This window comes from Arthrobacter sp. (genome assembly GCF_031179385.1).
Taxonomy (GTDB): Bacteria; Actinomycetota; Actinomycetes; order Actinomycetales; family Micrococcaceae; genus Arthrobacter_D.
Map to the genome: position 1 here is coordinate 1 of NZ_JAPSHV010000098.1, position 10,327 is coordinate 10,327.

Annotated in this window: 11 protein-coding genes and 1 pseudogene; 3 read left to right on the top strand and 9 right to left on the bottom strand. The window is 64.2% G+C overall.

The window, feature by feature from the left end; genetic code table 11:
• Positions 1-30: 30 nt before the first annotated feature.
• From RIF85_RS12375 to RIF85_RS12395, 5 genes are all read right to left on the bottom strand, one after another.
• Positions 31-327, bottom strand: a complete 297-nt coding sequence (locus RIF85_RS12375; protein WP_309072207.1) for a DUF3039 domain-containing protein — start codon at positions 325-327, stop codon at positions 31-33.
• A gap of 39 nt (positions 328-366) precedes the next feature.
• Complete coding sequence (locus tag RIF85_RS12380) at positions 367-1,938, bottom strand: transporter (protein WP_309072208.1); 1,572 nt, start codon at positions 1,936-1,938, stop codon at positions 367-369.
• Entirely contained in the window at positions 1,920-2,759 is an 840-nt protein-coding gene (locus RIF85_RS12385; RefSeq protein WP_309072209.1) for an ABC transporter ATP-binding protein, read from the bottom strand. Before RIF85_RS12385 ends, RIF85_RS12380 begins: the two co-directional genes overlap by 19 nt.
• Before the next feature lie 113 nt (positions 2,760-2,872).
• Positions 2,873-3,874 (bottom strand): tetratricopeptide repeat protein, encoded by a 1,002-nt coding sequence (locus tag RIF85_RS12390; RefSeq protein ID WP_309072210.1) that lies wholly within the window; start codon positions 3,872-3,874, stop codon positions 2,873-2,875.
• 61 nt (positions 3,875-3,935) lie between these two features.
• Positions 3,936-5,636, bottom strand: a complete 1,701-nt coding sequence (locus RIF85_RS12395; RefSeq protein WP_309072211.1) for a hypothetical protein — start codon at positions 5,634-5,636, stop codon at positions 3,936-3,938.
• A 207-nt stretch (positions 5,637-5,843) separates the two neighbouring features.
• Between RIF85_RS12395 and RIF85_RS12400 the strand changes: the two genes are divergently transcribed.
• Positions 5,844-7,169 (top strand): AI-2E family transporter, encoded by a 1,326-nt coding sequence (locus RIF85_RS12400; protein WP_375164846.1) that lies wholly within the window; start codon positions 5,844-5,846, stop codon positions 7,167-7,169.
• Between the two features lie 17 nt (positions 7,170-7,186).
• On the opposite strand, the gene RIF85_RS12405 is transcribed toward RIF85_RS12400, so the two are convergent.
• Together RIF85_RS12405 and RIF85_RS12410 are read right to left on the bottom strand one after the other, a co-directional pair.
• Positions 7,187-7,975: an alpha/beta hydrolase gene (locus tag RIF85_RS12405; RefSeq protein WP_309072212.1), complete on the bottom strand. Its 789-nt coding sequence runs from the start codon at positions 7,973-7,975 to the stop codon at positions 7,187-7,189.
• 54 nt (positions 7,976-8,029) lie between these two features.
• Positions 8,030-8,350 (bottom strand): hypothetical protein, encoded by a 321-nt coding sequence (locus RIF85_RS12410; protein WP_309072213.1) that lies wholly within the window; start codon positions 8,348-8,350, stop codon positions 8,030-8,032.
• 65 nt (positions 8,351-8,415) lie between these two features.
• Between RIF85_RS12410 and nucS the strand changes: the two genes are divergently transcribed.
• On the top strand, positions 8,416-9,111 hold the full coding sequence (gene nucS / locus RIF85_RS12415; protein ID WP_309072214.1) for an endonuclease NucS: 696 nt from the start codon (positions 8,416-8,418) through the stop codon (positions 9,109-9,111).
• A gap of 317 nt (positions 9,112-9,428) precedes the next feature.
• A complete protein-coding gene (locus RIF85_RS12420) occupies positions 9,429-9,632 on the top strand; it encodes a cold-shock protein (RefSeq protein WP_026545871.1) in 204 nt (67 codons plus the stop codon).
• Between the two features lie 108 nt (positions 9,633-9,740).
• Here the strand turns inward: RIF85_RS12420 and RIF85_RS12425 are convergent, their stop codons facing one another.
• Both RIF85_RS12425 and RIF85_RS12430 read right to left on the bottom strand, forming a co-directional pair.
• A complete protein-coding gene (locus tag RIF85_RS12425) occupies positions 9,741-10,172 on the bottom strand; it encodes a DUF2550 domain-containing protein (protein WP_309072215.1) in 432 nt (143 codons plus the stop codon).
• A gap of 11 nt (positions 10,173-10,183) precedes the next feature.
• A pseudogene (locus tag RIF85_RS12430) lies at positions 10,184-10,327 on the bottom strand (F0F1 ATP synthase subunit epsilon); the annotation flags it as partial.

Genomic DNA, 10,327 nt, shown 5'->3' on the forward strand with positions numbered 1-10,327 from the left:
GCCCGGCGGACGTTCTGTCATGCGGTATCCCTAGGACTTATCTCCGGGACGCATTGAATTGTAAATTTCCTTGCACGTTGGGCACACCGGAAACTTTTCCGGATCCCTTCCGGGGGTCCACACCTTGCCGCAGAGCGCAATGACGGGCTCTCCGGAGAGGGCCGACTCCATGATCTTCTCTTTGCGCACGTAGTGGGCGAACCGCTCCCGGTCGCCAGGTTCCAGCTCCTCGCGCAGTTCTTCGCGCTCAATCGTGGCCGTGGACGTACCGGAGTCTCCAGGCGAACCGTAGGGACTGTCGTCAAAGGGGTCTGCTGGCGTACTCATGGATCCATCCTACTGCCGATGAAGAGCTCCGACCGGGACTCACTTGTTGACGCTGACCGCCTGCAGCAGTTCCGGGCCCCGTTTGTCATACCAGGCACCGCCGAGCCGTATACCTCCGATCAGCGCCCCGGCCCCCAGGACCAACCCTGTAAGCAGCGTCAGCCAGCCGAACACGGCGTTCCCGGTCACAAGATACGCAATCGCGAACCCGAGCTCAGGCAGCAGGAGCACCGCCAGGACCACCCAGCCAATGAACTGGATGGCGAGCATGGAAAAGCCGGTTCCCGGGGGTGTCTTGAACGGACTCTCCCCCGGAAGCGGGACGTTGTAGGTATAGCGGGCCGACAGGACGCTGGAGAAGCCCGCACCGGTCAGGAGTGCGCCGGCGCTGAGCCCGAGCATCATGGGAAGGTCAGCCAGTGAGCCGCTCACTATAAGCGGAACGACAGTGAAAACGAGTACCACGGGCGTCGCAAAGACCATCAGGGCAAGCGCACGTCCAGCGCGGTCGGCCTTTCCGCTCAACCCGGCCGAAAGGTGGATCCAGAAGGCGGTGTTGTCGTAGGAGATATCCGCCGAGATGGACCAGGCAAGCAGGAATGCAGTGATCGGACCGAGATAGTTCAGCAGGGACAGGTCACCTGACTCACCGCTGATGAACCAGAGAAGAATCGGCAGCAGCGGCACCAGGATCACTGATGCCGCATACCTCGGATCCCGCATCCAGTAGGTCAGGGCCCGGGCAGCGACGGCGCCGGTGGGTGACGCCGGGAAGCGTGAGAACAAACCGAGGTCGCCTGCCCCCTTGCGGGTCACTGCATTGTGCGGCGGCGTGACCAGGGCGTGACTGAGGCTCTTCTGCCACAGGAACGCCATCACGCATATGGTGCCGACCCCGATTGCAAAGCGTGCCAGAGCAGTAGGCCACTCTCCCACAGCCAGGTCCGCAGGAACGGCGAGGAAGACGCCCAACGGTGTCCAGGCGAGGATATGTGCCAGCTCACCGGCGAACCCCGGGGAATTCTGGAATCCTGCCGTGATGCCGGCGAAGATGGGGCCGAGCAAGACCAGCGGGATGATCGCCACCGTGGAGCTGAGGTCCTTGAACCGACGTGACGACGCGAGGGCGGCGCCCGCCGTCGTAATCAAACGGGAACCGACCACGCACAGAAGGATTGCACCGGCAGCACACACGATCGCCGCGAGGGCTGCAACGGGATGGCGGATCCAGGTGACGGCCAGGGTCAGGAGCGCGATCAGCGTAACGAGGCCGGGGATGCCGATGACCCCGCCAAGCGCAAGGCCCGTCATGAGTTGGCGCATGGGCACGGCGAAGGTGACGAAGCGGGCGGGATCCAGCGTCATGTCCACCCCGGAGACCACGAGCGGGATTACCAGCCAGCCCAGCACGGCGGCCGACCCACCCAGCACCACAACGGTCCGCACGAGCTCCAGGTCCAAAGCGCCGAGGGTTACCAGGCCCGCGACGACCAGCCCCAACAGGCCCAAGCCGTACAGGCCCCCGAGGATCACGCCGACAAGCTGCCAGGTGCTTCGGCGGAGTGAGTTGCGCAGGAGGAGGAGCTTGAGTTTCAGGAGGTGCGCAACCACGACAGCCCCTCCGCCGTGTTTCGGCCGCCGACGAGCTCCACGAACCGGTCTTCGAGGCTCGCATCACCGCGCACCGCGTCGACTGTTCCGGCGGCCAGGACGGTTCCGGCCGCGATGACCGCAACGTGGTCGCACATCCGCTGGACCAGGTCCATGACGTGGCTCGAGACGATCACTGTTCCACCGGAGCGCACGTAGGTGGTAAGGATGTCGCGGATATTCGCCGCAGACACAGGATCGACCGACTCGAACGGCTCATCAAGCACCAGGAGCCTCGGCGCATGCACGAGGGCCGAGGCGAGCGCAATTTTCTTGGTCATGCCGGCTGAGTAGTCCACCACGAGGGTCCCGGCGTCGTCTGCCAGGTCCAGCGCCTTGAGCAGGTCCGCAACCCGCTCTGCAACCTCGTCGCGGTCCATCCCGCGCAGCAGGCCTGCATACGTCACCAGCTGTTCACCGGTCAACCGGTCGAAGAGCCGGACGCCATCGGGCAGGATCCCCATGAGCCTCTTGGCCTCGAGCGGATTCTGCCAGACATCGACTCCGTTCACCCAGGCCTGGCCGTAGTCAGGACGAAGCAGACCCGTGGCCATGGACAAGGTTGTGGTCTTGCCTGCGCCGTTCGGTCCGACCAGGCCGTAAAACGATCCGGTCGGCACATCGAGGTCAATGCCGTTGACAGCAATTTTGTCGCCGAAACGCTTGGCCAGTCCCCTCAGGGCAAGTGCCGGTCGGCCGGCCGCCGCATCGGCGCTGGCGGATTGCTTCTGCTTCTGCGGTTCCGGGGCAGGCGCGGGTGAGGAAACAGGCTGCGAGGTCATGCGTCAACGCTAACAACGGAGCCGGTGTCCGCCCCTCATCCAAAAGGACGAAAAACCCCTGCTTCACAGCGGGATAGTCCGGTGCTGCCCTGCGCAGCGGGACCCGGTTGAGGCTAGAACAGAGCTCTGGCGAGGGCGCTGCGTGCCTTGTTCACCCGAGGGTCGGTTGGGCCGACAATATCGAACAGTTCGAGGAGACGGACGCGCGCCGTCTCCCGGTCCTCGCCGGAGGATCGCGCAATAAAAGTGGTGAGACGTGCGAACGCATCCTCAACATGCCCACCGGACAGGTCAAGATCAGCGACGGCAAGCTGCGCCTCAACCGAGTCAGGAGCGTCCGCCGCCGCTGTTCGCAGGGAAGTGGCGTCGGCATCCTGGAGGCGCTGCATGAGCTGCACCTGGGCGAGTCCCGCCTTTGCATCAGCATCGGCCGGCTGCTCGGCGAGCGCCTTGCGGTAGGCCGCGGCAGCAGTTGCGTAGTCCCCTGCTTCGATGGCGTCGAACGCCTCCTGGTGATGCGGGGGAAGCGGTTCCTCTGCCGGTTCACCGGCGGCCGGGCCGGCCCCTGGCGCATCGCTCAACGAACCGCTCACGCCGTTGGCCTGTGCGACCTTCAGCAACTCATCCACATAGGTTCGGATCTGCGCTTCCGGGAGTGCGCCCTCGAACAGCGGTACAGGCTGTCCCTTGAGGATACCGACGACGGTGGGAACCCCCTGCGCCTGAAACGCCTGCGCGATTCCCGGCTGCGTTTCGAAGTCGACCCGTGCGAGCAATACCCGGCCCGCCTGCTCCACAGCGATCGATTCGAGAGCGGAGAGGACTTGCGACGACTGGTCGCTCCAGGATGCGCCGAGGGCGACAATCACCGGCACCTGCGCGGAGAGCTGCACGAGCTGCGGGAACACCTGCTCGGTGACGTCGACAATGTAGGGGCTGCCGCCGGCGGGTGCACTCCCGGCACCCGGGCTTGCGGCGCCCCCGGCGCCCTGGGCAGCCGTCGGGGCGCTTGACGCCTGGGCCTGGGCACGGGCTTTCAATGCGGAGAGGTCGACTGCTCCGCGGAGGTTCATCGACGACGGCGCAGCGCCGCCGGGTGTATTGGGAATCGTCATGTTGTCACCTTATTACTGGGGCAATATCGATGGGCAAAGGAAATTGCAGCAGTCTTGTTCCTTAGCGGAGCTCGGCGGACAGCAACTGCTGGGCTGCTCCGATCACGGTGATCTTCTGGTCACTGCCTGCGGCGGGAACATACATCATGACGGCTTCCCCATAACGGACGTCGATGCCGTCCTCCGTTGATTCCTCGCCGGTGAGTGTCTCGTAGACCGTTCCCTCGAGGGCGATCGAGTCACCCGGTCCTTCGGGAATGCTGCTGTAGGTATGGTCAAGGTAACCGAACACCATAGCTCCCCCGTCACCGGTGGAGATTGCCTTGGTGTACTCGGCCACCGGCTCATGCGTAAAGGTAATCTCGGCCGAGTCATTGCCTGCGTCCGCAACGACATCGGACTGGAATGATGTGATCGCATCCGCAAAGGAATTCGGTTCGAAGGTGGCCGCGTTCCCACCGTCCGGGCTGGTCAGGTAGTCAGCGATAGCCGCGACTGCGTCTTCGGGGGAAGCCACGAGCTCCTCGCCTGCATCCGCTGCCAACTCACTGAGACCCTCCGGGGACCCTGCCGTGGGGAAGGTGGTGCCCGGCAACATCTGGATGGACGAGGTAAGCCTGTAGTTCGACCGCGGATCCTCCTGCACCAGCACCAGGGCCTGGGGCACCGGGTTGGCATCGCCCTGCGTCAGGGCAACGACCGTCCGGGGCCAGTCGCTTCCGGTGGGAATCATCGTGGTGAGGACCGGATCGGCTGCTACCGGCGTCGGCGCGGGCACCTCGTCCGCCGTTGAGCGGACTGAATAATTGGCGCTGCGCAACGTGGCGGCTGCGTCCGCGACACGCGATTCGAGGAGCGTCGCATCAGCGGCGGCGTCGGCCTCTGTCACTGCAGTGGCGACCGAGGCGAGGATCCGGTCGAGCTGGCTGTCGAGGATCACTGGGTACTGTTCCCCGGATGTCCCCTCGGCCGGCGCAGCGGATTCAACCGGCGGCGCTGATTCTGTTTCCGATGCGGCACTCACTGCCGTTCCCGACAATCCGAGCACGGCGGCAAGACCCAGGACCGACCACGGACGGACCGTATGGACGGCGAAAGAATGCCCGTTGTTGCGACGACGGTTCTGCTGCCGCGTATGCGCCCGGGTTCCGGCAGCGACGGCTTCACGGCGGCTTCGACGAGGTCTGACGAACAGCAGCGCGATACCGAGAACCAAGAGCAGGGCGCCAAGAATGATCAGTGGAACAGCCCAGGGTGTGGCAGTGTCATTGGGGCTCGTGACTGAGATCGCGGTTGGTGCGGGCGCTTCGCCGTCGGCGGCAATGAGGATGGACCATTCGCCCTCTCCCGGATCGAGCCAGCGGTGAGTCAGGGTGCCTTCGGCGGTCTCCTCGCTCGTCCACAGGTCCGCACCGCTGGGGTTGGGAACCGTGTCTTCACCTTCGGCGAACTCAGTCTGAAGCTCATTCTCGCCTACGCCGGTGATGGTCAGGTGGGCAGCCTCACCCACCCAGGCATCGACGTCGGACGCCCTGCCCACTGCGAGCGTGAAAGCGCCCTCCGACTCCACCGTGATGTCGATGTCCTCGGCATCTGCTTCCTTCGCACCGGCGTCAATGACGGTGACCGGGCCGCTCGGGGCATCTGCCGGAACCGCAACAGTCACAGTGGCGGGCGGCGCCCACCACGTGAGCTGGCCGATTCCCAGCAATACCAGCAGCGTGCCGATCACCATGACGGGAACAGCAAAAGGAAAGCGCACTCGAGAACCTAACGTTGGTTGGGTCAAGCCCGGTGACCGGGCGGAAGGGACTAGACCCCATGGTAACGAAGAAGTCTCGGTAGAACCTGTCGGCCGCAGCGGGCGCACCTCGACCGTCCGACGGCGGGCGGTGCGGTCCTGTTACTGTTTCGCTAGTCATGCAACCGGCCCTGCCCGGACCGATACGCAAAGGAAAGCGGATCTTACGTGAGTGAACACGAGGACGTGCCGGTCGGCGAACCTCTGCCGCGTCCGGCGTCGTCAGTGGACCAGACGCAGCCTGAGCCGGCCGACGCAGGGGAAGCTGCGCCGGCCCGCCCGCAGGTCCGGCGCCGGGGTCTTGGCTTCGCCGTGACCCGGTTGCGGCACATGGTTCCGGTCGCGCAGCCCCGCCCGCGTTTCGAGTTTCCGCCCGAGCGCAGCGACGACATTCCAGTCGACGAATCCGTCAGCATCAGCGATGAGCGCTTGAAGTTCGGCGGCCCACAGCCGCGCTCGATGCGGCAGCACCCCATCCATTTCGGTTTCATGGCCAGTGTCGGTGCCGGGCTGGCGCTCCTGGCGTACTTCATGATCACCAACGTCGGCCAGCTGCTTGTCTGGATCGGTGCGGCACTCTTCATCGCACTCGGGCTCGACCCGATCGTGCGGTGGCTGGAAGGCAGAGGTGTTCCGCGCCCCGCCGGCATCTTCCTCGCCCTGCTCATGCTCGTGGGGATCATCGTCGGTTTCTTCGCGGTCCTGATTCCCACGATCGTTTCGCAGACGACCCAGCTCGTGGAGCGTGCGCCCGGCTATGCCCGGGACTTCCTCGCGTCCGACTTCTTCCAGACTGTGGACCAGCAATTCGAGGTGCGCGAGCGCGTCACCGACGAAGTGAACAGGTTCTTCGCCGACTCCGAAGCGGTGGGCGGCATCTTCGGCGGGGTTCTGGGAGTTGGAACCGTCATCCTCAACAGCCTGTTCGGCGTCCTCGTGATCCTCGTCCTGACCCTGTACTTCCTTGCGTCGCTGCCCGCGATGAAGAAGTGGGCCTACCGCCTTGCCCCGCGATCCCGGCGCGCCCGTGTTGAGAGGCTCTCGGAAGAAATCACCCGCAGCGTCGGCAACTACGTGATCGGCCAGGCCTGCGTCGCCCTTCTGAACGCCTCCTTCGCGTTCATCTTCATGTCGATCGCGGACGTTCCATTCTCCGTGCTGCTCGCATTTATCGTCGCGATGCTGGCGTTCATTCCGTTGGTCGGCGCGGTGATTGCCGCCGTCGTCGTCAGCCTCGTGGCGCTGACGGTGAGCTGGCAGACCGCGGCCCTGTTCGCGGTGCTGTATGTGGCCTATCTGCAGGTGGAGGCCTACTTCATTTCGCCGCGCATCATGCAGAAGGCAGTCGCAGTACCGGGCGCGGTCGCCGTCATCGCGGTGATCGCGGGCGGAACCCTGCTGGGCGTGCTTGGCGCGCTCATTGCCATCCCCCTGGCGGCGGGTGCGATGCTGCTCCTCAAAGAGGTCTTCATCGCGCGCCAGGACAACCAGTAACCACGGCTGATCAACCGTTAGTCGGCGCTTGCCGCCGGTCCGTCCCATTCAGTCGGGAGGGTCACCGGCCGCGAAAGTACGACGCCGGCAATCTCCTCCAGCACCCGGCTCACGAACTTCTCCCCCACCCAGAGATGCTTCGCCCCGTCGACGCCCACCACCCTGGCCTGCGGAATCCTCGCGAAACGCTCGGCGGCTTCCGGGGGCTGCAGGTAATCATCGTGCTCCGGTACGAGGACATGCAGCGGAAGCTCCGCTGCAGCCCAGGAGTCAAGGTCCGCGTCGACCGCGCGGTGGAGTGGCGGGGAGAGCAGCACTGCACCCTCGATCAGCTCGGCGACCGGTTCGCGCGCGCCATACTTCAGGCACAGCTCGGTGCCGAAACTCCAGCCGACCAGCCACACGTTGGTCAGTCCCTCGTTGACCGCCCAGTGCACGGCAGCTTCGAGATCGTGCCGTTCCAGCCCGCCGCCGTCGAACTCGCCGTCGCTGCAGCCGCGCGGGGAACAGGTTCCCCTGGTGTTGAACCGGAGGACCGCGATGTCTGCCATCGCGGGAAGCCGGAACGAGGCCTTGCGGTAGACGTGGGAGTCCATGAATCCGCCGGCCGTGGGCAGTGGGTGCAGCGTCACGAGCGTGGCCGCCGGCGTCTTGCCCTCGGGTGCGGCGAACTCCCCCACCAGCGTCTTGCCGTCCGCCGTGGTGAGCTCAATGTTGCGCCGGATTGCCGGCAGAACGGTGCCCGGACGGATCCTCGTGGGTTCGGGGCTGTCGGAAAACTGGTAGGCCGGCTCTGCGCTTGTCATCTGGTCGAGTCTACCGATGGAGCGCGGTCGTTCTCGGTAACGGCGAGGGTCTGGCTATCCGGAGCGTCGGGTGCGCCAGCACGTCAGATGCCAGTGGCGCCGGTCCGCAAGCGCCGTTTCAGCTCCGAACAGGGAATCTTCCTGCCACGCCACCAGATGCGCGACGCCGGGCGGAATGTCGCGGTGGCAACCGGGGCACAGGTAGTGCTTCGCGGCGTTCTGTTCAGTGATGCGCCTCACCGACCACACGCCGTCGGGCGCAGACTCCCTCGTCGGGATGCCGGCGCGCGCCCTCTCAAGATCCAGTTCCGGGGCGTCGGCCCACTTGCGGCGCGGCTGTCCGCGGGGCTTCCGCGGCTGGTTGGATCGGGGCATGGAACCAGTCTGCACCGAGTGCTCGATGATCAGGAAACCACCGACGGGCCGGTAAAGTGCCAAGGGTGCGTTTAGTCATAGCCCGCTGCTCAGTCGATTACATCGGTCGCCTTCGCGCCCACCTTCCGCTCGCCACCCGGCTCCTGATGGTCAAAGCCGATGGATCGGTGCTGGTGCATTCCGACGGCGGCTCCTACAAGCCGTTGAACTGGATGAGCCCGCCTGCCACCCTCCGCATTGTCGAGCCCGCGGCCGAGGACATCGAGCTTGGCGTGACCGAGACCTGGAACGTTCAGCATGCCAAGAGTGATGACCGCCTGGTCATCAGCATTCACGAACTACTTCACGAAAGTTCCCATGACCTCGGAGTGGACCCCGGACTGGTCAAGGACGGCGTCGAAGCTGACCTGCAGCGCCTGCTCGCCGAGCAGATCTCTCTCCTCGGGGATGGCTATTCACTCATCCGCCGTGAATACATGACTGCTATCGGGCCGGTCGATATTCTCGCCAGGGACGGACAGGGCCGTACTGTGGCCATCGAATTGAAGCGTCGGGGCGACATCGACGGGGTGGAGCAGTTGACCCGGTACTTGGAGTTGCTCAATCGCGACCCCCTCATGGCTCCGGTCAAGGGCGTGTTTGCTGCGCAGCAGATCAAGCCCCAGGCACGGGTACTCGCTCAGGATCGCGGCATCGACTGCCTCACCCTCGATTACGATGCAATGCGCGGCGTGGACGACGTCGATTCCCGTCTGTTCTAACGGCGTCGCCGCTGATTCTGGCTGTCAATAGTCAGGTTTGAACCGGTTAGCGCGTGGCTGTTCAGCCAGATATTCGAATTTCGGCTTAACAATCGGTGTAATCGTCGGATTGTCCGTTGACCAGTGCATACGGCTATGTGATGCTTATTTCAGTCTTTGTGTACGTGGTTTTCATGCTCGCAAGACAGGTTGCGAGCGTGAAGTTTCTCGTACGGCACAAGGTAATTCTTGTCCTCGATGGAATTTCCGCGAAGTAACTCGCGGTCGGCGCACAGTGTGCCGACTGGAAATTTGTTCCATTATGAGGAGAAATATAAATGGCACAGGGAACCGTCAAGTGGTTCAACGCTGAGAAGGGCTTCGGCTTCATCACGCCGGACGACTCCGAAGGCGATGTTTTTGTTCACTACTCCGAAATCCAGACCGGCGGATTCCGGACTCTTGATGAAAACCAGCGTGTACAGTTCGAGATCGGCCAGGGCGCCAAGGGCCCCCAGGCTACCGGCGTCACCGCCCTGTAACTCGTTCCAGCGCAAATAGTCAGGGCCCCCACTTGTGCGGGGGCCCTGACTATTTAACGGGTTTCCATAGGCTTTACCAGTGCGGGAGGCGTTGCGGCCGCCGGGCCGTTAACGCCAGGTTCCGATTCCGATGACCGGGCCGGCTTCAAGCCAGGATGAGAGACCCGCATAGACGTCGAACTTCATTGCGAGGAGCACTTCGGTCCCCTCGTAACTGAGGGTTACGACCACGGCGTCCGCTGGAATGGCCGCCTTCTCGGCCTCCGTAGGCGCACGCCGTCCCTTCAACTCAAGCGAGCTTCGCAGGTAGCGGTGCCTGGGCCGTGGGCTCAGCGAGACCAACCGCAGCCACTCCAGGTGCTTGTCCGTATACCGACAAACCCCCACCCGCCATCCCTTGTTAGGGAGGCGGATGGAGGCGTCGAACGTCCCGAGAGCCGTGCGTAACTGATAGCGCCGAAGACAGAAAGCGCCGATCACGAGCACCAGCAGGGCAAAGAGCACTGCGAGCGTGATGAACGTCAGATCGATACCGTCCATCAGGCTCTACGCTACTTTGCGTCTGCGGTCACTGAACCGCCGATCCTGGCGTTGTCGGCAACAATCACCACACGGTTGCTGTCCACGGAGAAGAAGCCCCCATCCACGCCTACGGTCAGGCGTTCGCCTGACACCGGCTGGATGGCGAGTTCGCC

Bases quoted from the DNA above. Each gene is read 5' to 3' on its own strand.
- RIF85_RS12385 (WP_309072209.1), bottom strand. From the start codon at position 2,759: ATGACCTCGCAGCCTGTTTCCTCACCCGCGCCTGCCCCGGAACCGCAG.
- RIF85_RS12410 (WP_309072213.1), bottom strand. From the start codon at position 8,350: ATGCCCCGATCCAACCAGCCGCGGAAGCCCCGCGGACAGCCGCGCCGC.
- RIF85_RS12375 (WP_309072207.1), bottom strand. From the start codon at position 327: ATGAGTACGCCAGCAGACCCCTTTGACGACAGTCCCTACGGTTCGCCT.
- RIF85_RS12390 (WP_309072210.1), bottom strand. From the start codon at position 3,874: ATGACGATTCCCAATACACCCGGCGGCGCTGCGCCGTCGTCGATGAAC.
- RIF85_RS12420 (WP_026545871.1), top strand. From the start codon at position 9,429: ATGGCACAGGGAACCGTCAAGTGGTTCAACGCTGAGAAGGGCTTCGGC.
- RIF85_RS12425 (WP_309072215.1), bottom strand. From the start codon at position 10,172: ATGGACGGTATCGATCTGACGTTCATCACGCTCGCAGTGCTCTTTGCC.
- RIF85_RS12405 (WP_309072212.1), bottom strand. From the start codon at position 7,975: ATGACAAGCGCAGAGCCGGCCTACCAGTTTTCCGACAGCCCCGAACCC.